General features: G+C 60.3%; 11 protein-coding genes, 1 rRNA gene and 4 pseudogenes. 4 read left to right on the top strand and 12 right to left on the bottom strand.

All coding sequences use genetic code 11. The annotated features are described in order from the left end of the window. Window positions 1-88: 88 nt before the first annotated feature. The 7 genes and pseudogenes from H621_RS29315 to kynU form a co-directional block, all read right to left on the bottom strand. Window positions 89-853 carry a methyl-accepting chemotaxis protein gene (locus H621_RS29315; protein WP_371919716.1) on the bottom strand — a complete coding sequence of 255 codons (765 nt, stop codon included), beginning with the start codon at window positions 851-853 and terminating at the stop codon, window positions 89-91. A gap of 93 nt (window positions 854-946) precedes the next feature. Continuing rightward, window positions 947-1,978, bottom strand: a pseudogene (locus tag H621_RS29310) (HAMP domain-containing protein); the annotation flags it as partial. 93 nt (window positions 1,979-2,071) lie between these two features. Continuing rightward, window positions 2,072-3,133, bottom strand: a complete 1,062-nt coding sequence (locus H621_RS0118850; protein WP_028944885.1) for a porin — start codon at window positions 3,131-3,133, stop codon at window positions 2,072-2,074. Window positions 3,134-3,229: 96 nt separating this feature from the next. Beyond that, window positions 3,230-4,990: an LVIVD repeat-containing protein gene (locus H621_RS0118845; protein WP_051270617.1), complete on the bottom strand. Its 1,761-nt coding sequence runs from the start codon at window positions 4,988-4,990 to the stop codon at window positions 3,230-3,232. Window positions 4,991-5,109: 119 nt separating this feature from the next. After that, the gene (locus tag H621_RS0118840) at window positions 5,110-6,438 is read right to left on the bottom strand and encodes an OprD family porin (RefSeq protein WP_028944883.1); all 1,329 of its coding nucleotides are present in this window, start codon (window positions 6,436-6,438) and stop codon (window positions 5,110-5,112) included. Between the two features lie 127 nt (window positions 6,439-6,565). Beyond that, window positions 6,566-7,981, bottom strand: a complete 1,416-nt coding sequence (locus H621_RS0118835) for an amino acid permease (protein ID WP_028944882.1) — start codon at window positions 7,979-7,981, stop codon at window positions 6,566-6,568. A 31-nt stretch (window positions 7,982-8,012) separates the two neighbouring features. Beyond that, window positions 8,013-9,257: a kynureninase gene (gene kynU / locus H621_RS0118830; protein WP_028944881.1), complete on the bottom strand. Its 1,245-nt coding sequence runs from the start codon at window positions 9,255-9,257 to the stop codon at window positions 8,013-8,015. A gap of 342 nt (window positions 9,258-9,599) precedes the next feature. Between kynU and H621_RS27290 the strand changes: the two are divergent. The 4 genes and pseudogenes from H621_RS27290 to H621_RS0118810 all read left to right on the top strand — a co-directional run. Further along, window positions 9,600-9,815: pseudogene (locus tag H621_RS27290) on the top strand (iron chelate uptake ABC transporter family permease subunit); the annotation flags it as partial. Further along, window positions 9,815-10,581 (top strand): annotated as a pseudogene (locus H621_RS27285) (heme ABC transporter ATP-binding protein). The pseudogenes H621_RS27290 and H621_RS27285, both read left to right, overlap by 1 nt. Window positions 10,582-10,635: 54 nt before the next feature. Then, window positions 10,636-11,520, top strand: a complete 885-nt coding sequence (locus tag H621_RS0118815; protein WP_028944879.1) for a ChaN family lipoprotein — start codon at window positions 10,636-10,638, stop codon at window positions 11,518-11,520. A gap of 126 nt (window positions 11,521-11,646) precedes the next feature. Then, window positions 11,647-11,961 carry a hypothetical protein gene (locus H621_RS0118810; RefSeq protein WP_051270621.1) on the top strand — a complete coding sequence of 105 codons (315 nt, stop codon included), beginning with the start codon at window positions 11,647-11,649 and terminating at the stop codon, window positions 11,959-11,961. A 37-nt stretch (window positions 11,962-11,998) separates the two neighbouring features. Here H621_RS0118810 and H621_RS0118805 read toward each other — a convergent pair whose 3' ends face one another. The 5 genes and pseudogenes from H621_RS0118805 to rrf form a co-directional block, all read right to left on the bottom strand. Then, window positions 11,999-13,015, bottom strand: a complete 1,017-nt coding sequence (locus H621_RS0118805) for an asparaginase (protein ID WP_028944877.1) — start codon at window positions 13,013-13,015, stop codon at window positions 11,999-12,001. Next, window positions 13,012-14,112: a hypothetical protein gene (locus tag H621_RS0118800; RefSeq protein ID WP_245219099.1), complete on the bottom strand. Its 1,101-nt coding sequence runs from the start codon at window positions 14,110-14,112 to the stop codon at window positions 13,012-13,014. Before H621_RS0118800 ends, H621_RS0118805 begins: the two co-directional genes overlap by 4 nt. Window positions 14,113-14,218: 106 nt before the next feature. Continuing rightward, a complete protein-coding gene (locus H621_RS0118795; RefSeq protein ID WP_028944875.1) occupies window positions 14,219-15,115 on the bottom strand; it encodes a nitrilase family protein in 897 nt (298 codons plus the stop codon). A gap of 148 nt (window positions 15,116-15,263) precedes the next feature. Continuing rightward, window positions 15,264-17,195: pseudogene (locus H621_RS27280) on the bottom strand (flavin monoamine oxidase family protein). A 169-nt stretch (window positions 17,196-17,364) separates the two neighbouring features. After that, window positions 17,365-17,480: ribosomal RNA gene (rrf, locus tag H621_RS0118785) — 5S ribosomal RNA — on the bottom strand. Between the last annotated feature and the right edge of the window lie 158 nt (window positions 17,481-17,638).

Here is a 17,638-nt window from a genome sequence, read left to right as displayed (position 1 = left end):
TCGGCCACTTGACCGCTTGGCCCCTATCCACGCTCGGACAGGGGCTTTTTTTGTTGCGGCACGCAGGCATCGCACGGGTGAAACGACATCAGACTCGGAAACCGTCTACCAGTTGCTGCAAGCGCCTGGCTTGATGCTCCAGGTCGGCGCAGGCGCCCAGGGTGGTACGCAGATTTTCCACACCATCCTGGTTAAGGGTGGTGATTTCACTGAGGTCCAGGTTCAGCGAATCGACTACTGCAGTCTGTTCCTCGGTGGCGCTGGCGACCGACTGGTTCATGGCGTCGATCTCTACGACGTGCCGGGTCACGTTGCCAAGGCGCTCTCCAGCCTTGTTGCCGATCACCACGCTGTGCTCGCTATAGCGCTGGCTTTCGACCATGGTGGCCACCGCCTCGCGCGCCCCCACTTGCAGTGCATCGATCATCGCGTGGATTTCTTGCGCTGACTCCCGGGTGCGTTGCGCCAGGCCGCGCACCTGATCGGCGACTACGGCGAAACCACGACCGGACTCGCCGGCGCGGGCGGCCTCGATGGCGGCGTTGAGGGCCAGCAAGTTGGTCTGCTTGGAAATGCCTTTGATCACTTCGAGTATCTGGCCGATATTCACCGTCTTGCAGTTGAGCTGCTCGATGTTGGCGCAGGAGGCGCTGATCTTCGCCGACAGTTCATTCATCGCGGCGATGGAGCAGTCAACCACCTCACGACCGTGTTCGGCCTGTTGGCGAGCGTCGGAGGCCTGGAGCGAGGCGTCGGCAGCGTTGCAAGCGATCTCTTGGGCGGCGGCCCCCAGTTCGTTTATCGCCGCGGCAACCCTGTTGGTGCGTTTGACCTGCGCGCTGGAGTTGACCATCGACGCGTTAGAGGCATCGACCACCCGTTTGGCCACGTCATTGAGCTGGCGGGTCGCCGAGGACACCTCGCGGATCGAGCCGTGGATACGCTCGACAAAGCGGTTGAAGGCCTCGGCCAGTTCACCGAACTCATCTCTGGTCTGCATCGCCAGGCGCTTGGTGAGGTCTCCCTCGCCCTGGGCAATGTCCTGCATGGCGCAGCCCAGGGTGCGCAGCGGTTTCATCAGCACGCGGATAAGCATGCTCAACAGGAAGATGATGCAGACCACGACGACCAGCGTGGCGATGAGCGCCGAGGTGCGGAACTCGCTGAGCATGGCGTAGGCCTTGGCCTTGTCTACCGAGATGCCCACGTACCAGTCCACCGTCGGCAAGCCGCCCACCGGCGAGAAGGTCAGGATGTGTGTGCCTTCGGCGGACTCGACTTCGCTGAAGCCCGCGTCCGGTGACAGGGTGTGGTGCGGGTAAAGGTCACGCAGGTTCTTCATCACCTTGCCTTGCTCCGGGTGCACCAGCACCTTGCCATCGGCGCTGACCAGGAAGGCGTAGCCGATGCCGTCGAAATCCAGGGCGTTGATGATTTTCACCAAGGTGTCCAGGCTCAGGTCGCCGCCCACCACACCCAACAGCTGCTCCTGCTGCCTGAGCGCAACGGCTATGGTCAGCATCAGTTGGCTGTCGGTTGCATCCCGATAAGGCTCGGTGACAACCGTGCCCTGGCTATCCCGGGCGGCCTCGTACCAAGGCCGCAGCCGCGGGTCGTAACCCTCGGGAGGCGGATCGTCCGTCGACATCTGGAAGGAGCCATCGGCTCGCCCCAGGTAGGCATAGGTGAAACTGTCGCGCATCACCTGCAATGCCAGGTTCGTGCTGGCATCACGCTCGACACCTTGCTGGACAATGCCTTGCGCAGCCTGCTCGATAAGCGCCAGGCGCCCGCCGAGCCAGAGCTGCACGGTGTTGGCGGCCTGGCGTCCGGCATTCTGCAAGCGGCTCTCCAGGGTACGTCCGAGCGCGGCCTGCAGCTGTGCATCGTTGTACAGGGTGAATACGGTGAAACTGGCGACCACCAGCAGCGAGGTGGCCAGCAGCAGCTTGCTGCCAAAGCCGAAGGGGCGGGTCATGGGAGGCTTCCGGTCAGAAGGCTGGACGCGCCACCGGCCGCCCAGCCCGGCAAAAAGGCGCATCCCCGGCGACTGCCGGGGATGCAAGGGGATTTAAAACTTGATGCGCACGCCCAATTGCATGCCTTGCGGGTTCTCGTTCGGCAGCGGGCTGTCCAGGCTCCAGCTGACCGGGTAGCGCACCTCGCTGTCACGCGTGTGATGGATGTAGGCGTAAACTCCGTAGAGATCGATGTTCTTGTCATAGTTGTAGATGTAGCCAAGGCTGATCGCTGCAGCGTCGCTCAGCGCTTCATCTTTGCGGTCGTCCTTGTAGATGAAGCTGGCAGTGGCATTGTGCTTGTTGCCGAAGTTGTGGCGTATGCCGAGCTGCAGGTCGTTGCCGTTGGACTCGAAATCCACCCAGGGGGCGTAGGCGTAGTAGCCCACGTAGCGATGGTAGACCGCCGACAGGTCGGTCCGGCCCATGGTGTACACCACGGTCAGGTAGGCGTCGGTAGACTGTTCCATGGTGTGTTGGTCCCACAGATTGCGCTGGTACTTGCGGTCTACGGCAGCCGAGAAATACCAGGGACTGTCGGTCCAGCGATCCACCGCGATACTGATGACCTGCCCATCGCGGCTGCCATCGTCCTCACCGTCGGTCACTCCACCACGGAACTCGTAACCATCGATTCGCGGGCTGATGTACATCAGCAGGCCGTCTTCACGCCACGGCGCGTAGAACACCATTACGTTGCTGATCAGGCTGTAGTCGTTGTTGTACAACGGGTCGGCGTAGCCATAGGCGTTGGCGGACGGGGTATCCCGGCGGCCTGCGCTCAGCGTCCCCCAGCGCTTGGAAATGACCTCGAAATAGGTCTCGCGCTTGCCAATATCGTCATCGGAATGTGGGTTGTATTGCGCCTGATAGACCCAGTTCAGAGACAGGTCGTCGGTGACCGCTTCCTGCATATGCAGTTGTAGGCGGTTTGCGCTCAAGCCCCCGCCGTTGGCACGTTCCTCGGTGTGGCCGCCGGACTTGGCCACCTCGTAGTTGACGTCGATGACCCCGGAAAGCTCGATGACGTCGATGCCCGAAACGTCCTTGAGGTCTGCAATGTCAGCGCAGGCGTAGCCGCTCATCAGCGGCAGAATGAGTAAAAGTTTGCGCATTGGATGCTCCGATAGAACGAGTAGAGGCTCGCGACAGCACTCCCCTGCTGCCGCGGCCTGATTTCTTATTGGTATTACTGTTCTTGCGGGGCTGGATCAGTCCCGGGACGGCCACGTCTTCTTCGGCGCCGCGAAGCTGGGCTCGCCCAGCAGCGGGGTCGACAGCGCATAGAATCCGTGGTTGGTGAAGACCCAGATCAGGTTACGGTCGTACTCGGTGTAGGTGCCGTGGGTGAGGTTGCCCATGGCCCAGCTCACTACGTTCTTGGTGTCGTACGGCGGCACGAAGTAGGCACCGATGGTCGGCTTGTCCGGGTTGCGCACATCGAACACCTGCACGCCGGCGTTGTAGTAGGCGTATGGCAGGATGCCATCACGCGAGATTCCAGGTTGAGTGTAGTAACCACTGCGCTTGGGACCGAAGCTGCCCTTGCGCTGGCAGTAATCGGTGAATTCGGCGTCGGCTGGCGGAGTGGGCATCGGCAGGGTGTGCTTGATGACCGGCTTGGCCGGGTTGCTGACATCCACGGCATAGATGGGCTTCACCGCCTCGTAGCAGTCCTCGGTCAGCGGGTAGCCACTGAAGTAGATCAGCCCTGTCTTCTCCACCTGGCTCACATCGATGCCATCACCTTCAGTGCCGGCCACGCTGACCGGGAACTCGAGATGGCCGACCACCTTCAGGTTCGCCGAGTCGGTGATGTCGACTACGTACAGGCCCATGCCCCCCATGGCTGCATAACCGTACTTGCCGCCCTGCTCCACCGGTTTGGGAATGAACAGCGACGCACGCGACCCCATCCAGGACGCACGGTTGCCGGCGCGCGGGTTGGCCTTGAACACTGCCTCGTGCTCAGGATCGCCGATGATCTGCCCCGGCACAGTCAACACATCGAGCAGCTTGGGGTTGCTCGGCTCGGACATGTCCCAGGACTGGTAGCCGGAGTTGTACAGGTCGTTGGGGTACTCTGTGAGTGCGTACTTGTCGCTCGGTGCGGCCGCAACGTACATCACATCGCCGCCGAAATAGGCGGGAATGTCGCGCACCCCGGAGCCTTGTTGCTCACCGATCGGCGCATCCGGATGCTCGATATCGGTGGTGCGGGTGGCGATCAGCTTCCAGTCCTGCGGCAGCGGGCCATTCATCTCGTAGACTTTAAAGCCCTTGAGGTGCTTGGACTTGCGGATGGCTTCGACCTTGTCCGGCTCACGATACTTGTCGCTCAGTACGCCAAAGCGGCGGGTCTCGAAGGACTGCACCATGATGTTCTTGCCAAGCTTCTTGTTCCACTGGATCGACGCTGCACCGAAGAAGTCGTCCGCCGGGTAGGGGTTGACCTCCTTACCCGGGCCTTCCGGCCCCCAGGGTGCGCCCTTGGACAGTACGACTTTCACATCCTTGGGATTGGTGATGTCAAAGATCTTCAGGTCGCGACGCACGTACTGGTAGAGGTAACGCTTGCCGTCGAAGTCGACGATGTTCTGCCAGGTGTGGAAGGGCTCGACCGCAATCGGGTAATAGGCCTCTACCTTCATGTTCTTGATGTAGCTCTTGGTATCCCAGTGATCCAACTCGCCGGGGAACGGCTTGCCTTCATGGGAGAAAGGCGTGGCCACGGGCCAGATGAACTTGCCGGTAGCCTTGTCCATGCCATAGCTGCCGGGTGCCGGCACCGGCGGAATACGCTCCGGCCCCAGTTCGGTCAGACGCTTGACGATGGGATCGGTGATGTTCATCGGGGCATGCTCTTCGGCATGCAGGCTGGCGCTGGCGAAGAGGCCAACCACCAGCGAAAGCGCCAGGCGGCAGCGTTTATGTGGGTTGGCAGGTTTAACAGAGAGCTGCGTTATTTTCATTATTTACTCCGTTTGGTAATGCCCCATCGGGCAATCTTTGCGTTTCACCACTTCCGGAATCCTTTCCGAACAACTTCGTTGTGCTCATTGCCCGCGCACAGGCCGCCTCGCGCGGGGCGTTAGAAGATCTGCAGCGGGTAATCGGTGATGATCCGAAAATCATCGAGGTCGCCGGAGCCCTGATCGGTGTCGGCGCGATGCCAGGCCTGGCGCAACCGCACGCTCAAGCCCTTGGCCGGCCCGGACGCCACCACGTAGCGCAACTCCAGGTTGGTTTCTCGATGCGAGCCGTCGTCCCCATAGCGCCCGGCGTACGGACTGCCCACAGGAATTGCGCTGCCATCGATCTGGTCGCCCTGGACATAACGGACCATCAACGAGCCGCCAGGCAGCCCCAAACCCGCGAATGAATAGTCGTAGCGAACCTGCCAGGAGCGCTCGTGGGGCCCGTTGAAGTCGGAAAACTGGGCCGAGTTGGGCAGCCAGATGGAGGCCCCCTGGTCGTTGCCGTTGCGACCTTTGCGGTCGTTGTCACCCACGCCCAGGTAGTCAAAAGGGCTGTCGCCGCGGACCTTCTGCAGGCCGAGCAGAACGCGGTGGCTCCCTAGGCGCAGGTAGGTCGAGGCCCCCAGGGTCAGGTTGTCGATCTCGCCAGCCCGCGCCGCACCGGTCTCAGTGGTGCGGTACAGGGTCAGGTTCAGCCCCGCTTCGCGATCGCTTTCCAGCACAAACTGCGAATTCAGGTTCACGTAGCCCTGGTACCAGAGGTCCTCGAATTTCGCACCGTACAGCGCCAGAGAGTGCCCCGGCGCCCATTGCCAGGTACCGCCGGCATAGTCGGCGCGCGGCGTGGTGACCTCAGCCATGACCGCCCACAGGTCACCGTCGGCGTTGGTGGTCACCGGGCTGGTGGCCGAGGTGAAATGGCCGGCCTGCAGATCCAGGTCGTCGCGCTCCCGGCTGCGCAGGGTCAGGCCGGTGGCGGTCTGCGGCACAATGCGGAAGTGGCTGACACCGAATACCGGGGTATCCGGACGCTGCTCACCCACCTTGAGCTCGGACTTCGACAGCCGCAGCTTCAGCGCCACGCCGCCCTTGGCGTATTCGTCGGCCGGTTCGCCGTCATCGTGTACCGGCAGGTTGCGGGTGCCGGTCTTGCCCGCCGAGGCATCCAGTTTGAAACCCTGGTAGACGAACGCATCCATCCCGACCCCAAAGGTGCCGGGGGTGAAGCCTGAGGCGAAGTCCAGGTTGATGCCCTGGGTCCAGTCGCGCTGGTCAGGGCGACCTTCTTCCTTGCTTCGGTTGAAGTAGGAGTTGCGCATCAACAGCTTGAGCTGGCTGCCTTCGACGAAACTGCCCCAGCCCTCTGCGGACACCGCCGCCGCATGAGCCGGCAGGGCCAGATGGGCAAAAATCAGGGGCAAGGCTGAGCGGAATACGCGCATGACATCCTCGTACGACTGAATGCTCGTGGTGAGCGGGCAAGCCGCTCCCCACCCGGACGGCAAAGCGCCCGGGGACTGGTGTTTCAGGGAATGGGCGGCCCGATCCAAGGATCAGGCCCGGTTGGGCTCAGTGCCGAATCGGTAGCGGGCGGGGCGCCTCACCTTCGACGGGCCGGGACTTGCGCAAGCGCAGGACGTAGATCAACGCCATCACCAGCAGGAAGGGCACACCGCAAACCAGGGTGAGGGCGAACTCCTCGGTGAACAGCGTGGTCACCATTACCGCCAGCATCAGCAGCAGGCCGGCAAGGCTGGTCCAGGGGTAGCCCCACAGACGGAACTCCAGGGACGCGCTGCCCTGACGACGACGGAAGAACAGGTGGGTGAGGAAGATGCCGGCCCAGGTGAACATCGCGCCGAACATGGCGATCGACATCATCAGGGTGAAGGCGTCCTTCGGGTAGGCGATGTACAGCAGGGTGCCCAGCCCGATCCCCAGCGACGACAGCAGCAGGGCCGGCAGCGGCACGCCCCGGGCACTCACTCGGCCGAACAGCGCCGGTGCCTGGCCGGCTCGCGCCAGGCTGAACATCAGCCGCGAAGTGATGTACAGCTGGCTGTTCATCGCCGACAACGCCGCAATCAGGATTACCGCATTGAACACCGCCCCAGCATAGGGAACACCGGTCGCATGCATCACTGTGACGAACGGGCTCTGGCCACCGTTGTTCTGCCCCCATGGCAAAATCGCCAGAACAAGCGCGATGGTCAGCAGGTAGAACAACACCAGGCGTACCACGGTAATGCGGAAGGCCTTGGTGACTGCGCGCTTGGGATCCTTGGCTTCGCCCGCCGCCACTGCAATCATCTCAATGCTGAGGTAGCTGAAGAACGCCACGATGACCGCCACCCAGGTTCCCCACATGCCGTTGGGGAAGAAGCCACGATCATTCGTATAGTTGGCGAAACCGATGGACGAATCCGCCGGCGCGCCATAGACCACCCAGGCGCCCAACAGGATGAAGGCGACGATGGCGCACAGTTTGAGCAGAGAAAATACGTACTCGATGGCGCCGAAGACCTTGACGCTGAGGACGTTGGTCAGCACCAGCACCGCCGAGAATGTGACCATCCAGTAACCGCCCGGCACGTCCGGGAACCAGTACTTCATGTACATGGCCACTGCGGTGATCTCGGTACCCACTGCGAAGACGATGGACGCCCAGTACGCATAGCGAATCAGGAAGCCGAACCAGGGCGCCACGTAGAACTCGGCGAAAGAACCGAAGGAGCCCGAGGTCGGGTGGCGGACTGTCATTTCCGCCAGGCAGCCCATCAGCAGCAGCGCGATCACCGCACCGATGCTGTAACTCAGCAGCACGCTGGGGCCGGCGAAGCCGATGGCGAAGCCGCTGCCCAGGAACAGCCCGGTGCCGATGGCGCCGCCGATGGCAATCATCGACAGCTGGCCGCTGCTCAAGCTTTGTTTCAGACCCTGCTCGCGCTGGATCAAGTTATCGAAAGATCTTGTTGTTTTTGTCATGTTCGAGTGCTCAGGTCTGGTCAAGAAGGGATCAGGTCACCGACTTCCTGGCGATGAACCGCGGAGCGTTCCATTCGCCGCTTGCGAGTACCTCACGCAGCGCCTGGACGCTGTCCCAGATGTCCACGTAGCTGTTGTAGAGCGGGGCGAAGCCAAAGCGCAGGATGTCGGGGGCACGGAAGTCACCAATCACCCCGCGGGCGATCAGTGCTTGCATGACCGGGTAGGCATTGGCGTGCGCCAGCGACACCTGGCTGCCGCGCTGCGCGGCATCGCGCGGCGAGCGCAGCTCCACACCCAGGCCAGCCAACTGCTCGTCGCAGAGCTGGATGAACAAATCACACAGCGCGACGCTCTTGTTGCGCAGCACCTGCATGTCGATGCCGTCGAACATTTCCAGCGACGCTTCCAGGGCCAGGATGCCCAACTGTGGAGCGGTGCCCACCAGCATGCGGTCGATGGTCGGGTGCGCTTCATAGTCGTGGGTGAAGTCGAACGGCCGGGCATGACCATGCCAGCCGGTCAGTGGCTGACGCACATGCGGGATGTGGCGTTCGGCGACATACACGAAGGCCGGCGCGCCGGGGCCACCGTTCAGGTACTTGTAGCCACAACCAACGGCGAAGTCGGCCTGAACGCCGTTCAAGTCGATCGGCATGGCACCGGCGGAGTGGCACAGGTCCCAGACCACCAGGGCCCCGACTTCGTGTGCGCGAGCCGTGATGGCGGCCATGTCATAGCGGCGGCCAGACTTGTAGTTCACATGGGTCAGGGAAAGGATTGCGACCTCTTCGTTCAGCGCCGCCAGCACCTCGTCCGGCTCGACGCAACGCAGCTCGCAACCGGTCAGTTCGGCCACGCCGGAAGCGACATAGACGTCGGTCGGGAAGTTGCCCCGCTCGCCGAGGATCACCTTGCGCTCAGGTTTCATACGCGTAGCGGCCACCAGCACCTTGAACAGGTTGATGGAGGTGGAGTCGGCGACGATCACTTCATTGGCACCTGCACCGATCAGCCGGGCAACCTTGCCGCCGGCGCGTTGCGGCGCAGGGTACCAGTCAGCATCGTTCCAGGAACGAATCAGACCATGGGCCCATTCCTCCTTCAGCACTCGCTCGATGCGGGCAGGTACATGAGCGGGCATGGCCCCCAAGGAGTTGCCATCGAGATAGATCTCACCAGAGGGAAGATCAAATCGCGCACACGAGTTGCCCAGGGGGTCATCGTGATCGAGACGTGCGAAATGCTCGCGGGTGAGCGGGACGGACAAAGACATGCGAGTTCCTCTAATACTTGTTCTTTTTGAAAGGAGCGGCGGCCGCTAATCGGCGAAGCCATGCAAGGACTCACAGCAGTGCTGCTCGACGCATCCCAGTGCATGTAGGAGATGTTACCTCCAGCCGTGAATTACCTATAAATAGAAAGAAGGTTCACAGCTATTACGCCTTGTAATACATGACCCTGATGGTGCTCCTCCCAGTGCCCACGGATACAGAAATCCCCGACAGCAATGAAACGTGGCTTTGCTGCGCTACGGTGCATTCGAAGACACAACGAGTCGGGTAACCCGCAGCCTGCGGCGTTGGCCGACTTGCGATGTGATCGTCGCGCTACGCGCATCGGTCTGGTGGTTCCGCACTTGATGCGGTTGCTGGTCGGCCCGGACCGTCGGGTTCTGCTGCCCGCTTCGTTGCTGGCCGGCGCTGCGCTACTGTTGCTGGCCGACCTGATCGCGCGCTTGCTGCTCGCCCCGGCGGAACTTCCGATCGGCATCGTGACGGCACTGATTGGTGCCCCCTTTTTCCTCTTCTTGCGGGTGCGGGGGCGTTCCTGATGTTGCGGGCAAATAACCTGTCGGTACGGCGCGGCCATCGCACTGTGCTGGAAAACATCGATATACAGCTAAACCCCGGAGAGGTTGTTGGCGTCTTCGGGCCCAACGGTGCAGTAAAAGTACGTTGCTCTCAGCCTTGTGCGCAGAGCTGCCCATCACCGAAGACGTTGTCAGCCTTGACCAGCCTCCGCTCGCCGAATGGCCGGGCCAGGAATGGGCCGAGCGCCTGGCCGTGTTGCCCCAGAATTCGAGCCTGAACTTCGGCTTTTCGGTGAATGACGTGGTGAGCATGGGCCGCCTACCCCATGCCACCGGCCAAATGCGCGACGCCGAAATCGTTACCGAAGCACTGCACGCCGCCGATGCCCTGCACCTTGTCGGGCGCACTTACCTGGCGTTGTCGGGTGGCGAGCGGCAGCGTGTTCACCTGGCACGAGTTCTGGCTCAACTCTGGCCGGGCGCCGAGGGTCAGACGTTGTTGCTTGACGAGCCGACGTCGATGCTCGCCTCCTTGCACCAACACACCATTTTGCAAGCAGTGCGCGACTTTGCCGAGCGCGGTGCCGCCGCCATGGTGATCCTCCATGACCTGAACCTGGCGGCCCGCTACTGCGATCATCTACTGTTGTTGCAACAAGGTCTGCCGCACGCCTATGGGCCACCGGCAGGCATGCTGACCGCCGATGCGCTGACAGCCGTGTATGGACTGCAGGTACTGATCCAGCAACACCCCGAACGCGGTCATCCGTTAATCATCGCGCGCTAATAGGCCCCCTCGGTCAACGGTGATCGAGGGGCAATCGATTACCAAGGAATCATCATGCGTCTTTTGTCGCTCTGCCTGGTCGGCCTGTTGACGGCCTGCCAATCCCACTCTGTCCAGCCCCCGCCAGCACCCATTGCCCCACAAGGGCGAGACCATGCCGAGCTTGGCGTGATCCGCGAACTTGCTACCGGTCAAACCCTTACACCGCAGCAGCTGGTCGAGCGGCTGGCCGTAGCGCCGCGGGTGCTGGTCGGTGAGCAACACGACAATCCCGATCATCACGCCCTGCAACTGTGGTTGCTGCGCCAACTGGCGACACAGCGCGCACAAGGGAGTCTGCTGATGGAGATGATCAATCCAAACCAACAGGAAAACGTTGATGCCGCGCAAGCTGCTGCCCGTGCCGGAAAGGCGCCAAGCGACCTGTTCAAGGCGCTGGCCTGGCAGGCCAACTGGGACTGGAGCGTGTATGGGGCATTGGTCACCTATGCCGTGAAACAACCCTATCCCCTATTGGCAGCCAACCTGGACCGGGCGCAGATCATGCAGATCTACAAACAGCGCCCGACACTTGAGGGCACAGCGTCTACTACCCCTTACGTACAGTCCACGCTGCTGAACGACATTCGCGGGTCGCATTGCGGCTTGCTTCCCGAAGCGCAGATGCCGGCGATGCTCGCCGTGCAACAACAGCGGGATCGGCGCATGGCCGAAAGCCTGTTGGCGGCCCCGACACCTGCCGTACTGCTGGCAGGGGCCTTCCATGTGCGCAAGGACCTGGGTGTGCCGCTGCACCTGAGCGACCTGGGTGCCAAGGAAGGTAATTCGGTGCTGATTCTGGCTGAGGTGGGCAAAACCGTCAGCGCCGAAAGCACTGACTATGTGTGGTATACGGCGGCTCAACCCGAGCAGGATCATTGCGCCAAGCTGCGCCGCTGAGGGGGTGCCCTGTAGCGTGCTGAAAGCGTGAAAGGCTGCCGTAGGGCGGCCTTTTTTTATGCACGGATGAAATGTGCGAAAATGCCCGCGCTTTTGTTCATATGTGTGGAGATGTACAGCGTGGTAATGCACTACTCAACGAGCGGCGACGCAGTCGCTTGCGGTCGAAATGGCAACAACCTCAGCAGCACCGCTGACACCGACAAGGTCGATTGCAAATCCTGTCAGCGGTCGCTGGTCAAAGCTGAATCGGTGCCGGCCAAGAAAGCCACCCCTTCCCTGGCTGAACTGCGCAAACAGCGACTGGCAAGCCAAGCGTCCCAGGCAAGCCAGGTGCAAGCAGCCACGTTCTGCTTCAAGACTAACTGGCGTGTACGCCTGGGCGCTCGGCCTGATCGTTGCCGTCTGCCGCGTGGCATGGCACCACAGGCATTCGTGTAAGCCGGTGCGGGAGCCTGGACCAGGCTCCCGCGCGCTTTCAGCTGTTCAGTGAGTGCGCCAGGCCCTGGACTTGCAGTTGACGCTCCAGCTCGCCCTCCATTCCACATCCAATCAACACCCAGAGCAGTACACGACATTTGCGTGGGCACAAGAAGCCTGCCATCCGCGCGCCTCTGCGCTGCAAGTCGACCTCACCCCCCTTGAACCCATAGGTACGTGAGGCCGTAGTACCGGCACCTGCTCGTGTTGCGATGACAACCGGCAGCCGTAGGCTGATCTGTCCCAGACAACGAGCCCAGTCCCGAGACACATGTCCGGCGCCGAAGCCGGCAATCACCAAGCCTTCGTAGCCTAATCCTGCTACTTCTTCCAACAGCACAGTGTCCGCTGACAGGCTGGCTTCGAGCAACGCCACGCGGTGGTCCAGACGCTGTGGGACAGGAAGGGTGCAGCGCAACCTCGGTGCTTTCAAGTAACACACGCGCCCTTCTATCAGCAGGCCTTCCGGCCCTAAGTGTGAAGAAGTAAATGCCTCCAGCGCCAGGCTGTCGGCTTTACGCACATTCAACGCGGCATGGACCTGGTCATTGATGACTACCAACGCCCCCCGCCCATGACTCTCTGCAGCCAATGCCACCTGCACCGCAGCAAGCAGATTGGCAGGCCCGTCTGCACCCGCCTGATCGGCTGAACGCATGGCGCCGGTAAGCACCAATGGCACGTCATGTGGCCAAAGCAGATCCAGAAAATAGGCTACCTCTTCCAGGGTATCGGTGCCCTGCGTCAGCACCACACCATGGGCCCCCTGCGTCACCTGGGTGTCGGCCCACTGCAGGACTTCGAGCAACTGAATGAAGGTCAGCGATGCACTGGGTAGCAATTGCAGGGTTTCGGCGCTGATGCGGGCCAGGCCTTGAAGCTGTGGCAAGCTCGCCAACAGTGCTTCGCCGCTGAGGCTCGGGGTTACCCCCTCGCCTGCGCTTTCGACCTGCATGCAGACAGTGCCGCCCAGGCTACCAATCACCAGCTGAGGTAGGCAGTTGGCTGTGCTCATGAAGTTGCTCCGGTGACCAATCGAATGAAGGGAATGATAAGCACGGTACAGACTGCCATGGACGAGACATTGCCAATGTAGCCATGCATATGGCTCGGCAAGCGTTGGCTGATGGCATGAGCCAAGGGCGGCGCCATCAGCGCTCCCAAGGTGGCACTGAGCACGATGACTTGCCAACTGCCACCCAGCGCGAGTACGGCGGCGGGCACGACAGACACTATCGGTATGTAGGTGGGATACCACCCCAGACTGCGCCATTTATGACGCCAGACCAGCACGCCGATAAACGAAGCCAACGACTGCCCGGCAATGATCTCGATGACCAGCTGTGAGCCATAGGCAGGGCCGCCAGGCGAAATGGCATAGGCCAGCAACACTCCTGACAGCAAGCCAAGACTGGCCCACTCGTTGCCAAAGAATGGCGCCTCGCTGAAGTCTGCCAACACCCGACGCAACGTCCAGAGTACGCCGTGTTCAGGCTTGGTCGACAGCACAGGTACTGCCTGGGGCAAATCAGCAGCAGGCGTGGATCGCACCAGTCTCGGGTAACGCCGACACAGGATGAATGCCAGCACACTCGCAATTGCCATGCCGCCAACATTGCCGGCTACCACGGGCAGCTGCAATGGATAACACAGGTAGTTGACCAATAGCAGGCTGGCCGGTGTTACGAGCAGCGCGCCGAACAGTGCACCATTGAACGCAACCCTCCAGCCCGCACCGAACAACAACACCATCGCCGCTGGCAGTGAGACAAAAGCAACGAAAGTCGGCTGCCAGGTTCCGCTGCTCAAGACCCAGCCCCACAAGACATGACTGAGTAGCAGGCCAAGTAGAGAGCTGATCACCAACCACGGCCAAAGGCCAGTTCCATAGCTGATGGCAAACCCCTGCCAGGGCTTGCCATTACGGTTGGCCCAATGCGCAAGCGCCGCACCCGAGAGCAAGCCCAGGGCTGGCAGTTCGTGCTTGTAGAAGGCCACTTCGCTGATATCGCCGATGATCCAACGCAGACGAGCCATGGGTTCATCCAGATGATCGAGCATGTGCGAATAGTCAGGCCAGCGGTGCAGCCAGCTCTCTGCCCGACCACTCATTACCTCGATACCGAGGAAGGTGAAAAGCGAGGTTCCCAGGCACAATAGAAACAGTGGAATGAAAGCGCCACGAGGACGCTGAATAAGGTTATCCATGGCAGCCTCCTCAGCGCGGCAGAGCCGGATGCAACTCATAACCGAGCATCGAACCGTAGACATCGATGCGACGATCTCGGGGCAAGTCATTGAGGTTGTTCCAGATCGGTGCGCTACGGGCTGTGCTGAGGTCAAGGTCGGCAACGATAATGCATTCGTTCTCAGCCCCGGCCACTTCGCCGATTGGCCAACCGTTGGTCCCTGCAATCAACGAGCAACCGAGAAATCGTCCACCGCGCTCACTGCCAATGCGGTTAGCCGCCGCGATGGGCACGTTATTGACGTGGGCGGCGGTCATGGTCAGGTAGGACGCCATACACTTGCCGCTGGCATCGAACAGCGGTGGTGGCGTCCAGACCCAGTTGTTCAGGCTGCAAATGATATCGGCGCCCTGCTGGGCCAATAGCCGCGGCACCTCCGGGAACCAGATATCCCAACAGATCATCAAGCCAATCCGTCCGATGGCGGTTTCAAACACCGGAAAACCCAGGTTGCCCGGGGTGAACCAGAGCTTTTCCTGGTTCCACAGATGCGCCTTGCGGTAATGTCCGAGCCGCCCCTGTGGGCCAAAAAGCACAGCGCTGTCATAGAGCTTCAAGCCATCTCGCTCAGCGAATCCGGCCACCATATAGACCTGATGCTCTCGGGCAAAAGCCGACCAGCTATTCAGGCTCGGCCCATCGGTTAGGGGCTCGGCATGTTCGTAGGCTTCAGCACGGGAGTGGAAGGTGTATCCAGTGTTGGCCAGCTCTGGCAACACGATCAAATTGGCGCCCTGATCGACTGCCTGCTGAGCAAGCTTTAGCCCCTTGCAAAGGTTGTCGTCACAATGCTGTTGCCCAACCTGAGGGTCGAATTGAATGACCGCAACACGGGCAGGGCTGATGGGTGCTGTGTGCATAGACATGGCGACGTCCTTCTTGTTGTTTTGAGAGGGACGCCAGTAAAGCGGACAGTACACCTGCTAAAACAGTCGGATACCTCCGAAGACACGGCAGGAAGGCACTCAAGCAGCGGAAAGGGCAATCGAAGCCATTGCCCTTTACACGCTTATTTCAGACCTCAACCTGGTAGTGCGGATAGTCGTCCATGGAGAAACCTCCGTTGAAGGCAGCACCCGTCGTCCTACAGATATTGATCACCGCATCCACTGCCGTCCTGAAACAAGGCTCCGTCCAGCCAGCATCGACAGAGAATGACTCGCCTACCAGGTAAAGCCCTGAATGCTCGGCGAGGTCGCGGTTGTATTTCATAAGACTGACTGCATCGTAGTAAGTCCCCGCCCGGTAGAGCTTGGCGCATCCCAAGGCGTTCTTATCGGTCACCCAGCGTTGAACCCGAGCGTTGTCAGTATCTACATAAGGCGAGATTGGCTGTCCCATATTTGTGCAGCGCAACAGAATCCGGTCCAGCTCTTTGACGCAGTTGTTTGCCAGTTCGGTATCACTGAGCGAAGCGAGCTTGGTCGCGTCATCCTCCCAGGTGTAACTGAGCAGAATGCAGTCGTAGGCATAGTTATCGTTGTACTGATAGGCGTATACGTCGTGTACGAAACTATCGGTAACCAGAATTTGCGGGATGCGCCGATTCTTACGCAGAAAGCTCTTTTTCAGCGGCGCGTAGACTTTACAGCTGGTCTCCCAGTGGGCAGTTTTGTAGGCGTTGATAATGCTGCTCGGTAGCATTGTCGGAGTGAAATGCTCCAGGCGGACGTTGGTTTCAATCAGCCAGGACGGCAGGGTGACAATCACCGCGTCAAAGTCTGCGCTCAATGGGGTGGTTTTGTCCGGATTGCTGACGTTCCACTGATACTGAACCCGCACCTTTCCATTTGGTAGTTTGCTCAAAGCACAAACGGAAGAGTCGGTGAGTAACCCATCCTAGTGTTGCAGCAGATGGGTATAGAGAGATTTTTCAAGCTCGCTGATCTCCATGAATAACAAGCACTCGTCCAAAGTAGCGAGCCCCAGGTAGTTCGGTGACGCGAATCTCAGGCCTTTGCTGTCATGTACAGCTTCGCCCAGGTAAGGTGCCTGAAGTGGGTTGCCTTGCTCATCGACTCGCCCATGGACCAGTTGCAGATGGCTGCTGAATCCAAAGATGGCAGTGCGCAGTGGGTAGAGGCAGCACACATCGTAGAAGGCACCCCAGCTGCCATCACCAATACCAATTGCGTAAAAAATCGCTGATTCCTCAGGACTCATGCCCAACCCGCCAAAATTTCCTGGGGCGTCAGCATCCCAATTCTCAAGCGCTGGAAGACGTACCAGATCGCGAAATGACAACGCCTGATAGTGAGCCACGATGGCTGCCCACTGTGCTTCCCAGTGCTCCGAGCCATACATAGTGGCTACGTGGTCCGTCATCCGGGCAGCAAACTTGTGCCATTTGGCATAGACCTGCTGGAGGGCTGGGGTTGGAGGCAGTGTGGAACCGTCAGAATTGTTCCATATCAGCATCTTCGGTTCCCCCTGACCCTCGAGTTCACCTTCCTGCAGGTAAATGCCAGTGGAAGCGACCCAAGGCGTGCCAGGATTGGGAAAATCCTAAATACGCAACTCGAACAACTTGGCGTAATAGGCCATGAGTGAGCAACCTTCTTTGGGTGCTTCACCTGTTCGATTAAAGAATGGCATGCGCATCGCACCCATTTCAAAAGGGGTCGATGGTGAGGAAGACCGTGGATTGTTTACCACCGTGAGGTGACGGCCACCGACACGCTGAGATTGCTCGATCACGGTGAGTTGGGTGAAGCCACAACGGAGCAACTCGCGCGCTGCGGTAAGGCCGGTGACACCCGCCCCCACAATGCAGATGCGATGGCTTGAGAGGTTGGCCTTGGCAATACCACCCGCTTGCTCGACCAATTTACGGTAGTCGAAGCAGAGATCTGGAGGATTAGGGAAGCGTGCAGCCCAGGTGCGAGAAGGACTTGGCAGCGTGGTTGCGATATTGGCTGGATGGTTGTAGCTGGAGCCGATAGTCATGTTCGAGTTTTCCGAGAGGGCTAGGAGACTCGAGCTTGACTCGAAGGGGGAGGAACTTGGCACTACATAGTTCTTGCCGCGTGATCTGGCCCCGGAGCGCTTGGATTGTACCGGGCCGGAAAAGACAAAACCCCTACCTGCGTGTGCAGATAGGGGTTTCGGAATTTAATCTTGACGATGACCTACTCTCACATGGGGAAACCCCACACTACCATCGGCGATGCATCGTTTCACTGCTGAGTTCGGGATGGGATCAGGTGGTTCCAATGCTCTATGGTCGTCAAGAAATTCTGTGTACCGGACCGTCTTTCGACACTCCAGCAAATCGGGTATGTGATGATTGTGAGCTGCAAACTTTCGGTTCGTTTCGTCTTCACAACACCGCAATCTGGTCATTCGACGCAAATTGCTTGGGTGTTATATGGTCAAGCCTCACGGGCAAT

The organism is Pseudomonas vranovensis DSM 16006, from assembly GCF_000425805.1.
Lineage (GTDB): Bacteria > Pseudomonadota > Gammaproteobacteria > Pseudomonadales > Pseudomonadaceae > Aquipseudomonas > Aquipseudomonas vranovensis.
This window is presented reverse-complemented; position numbering and strand designations above follow the sequence as displayed.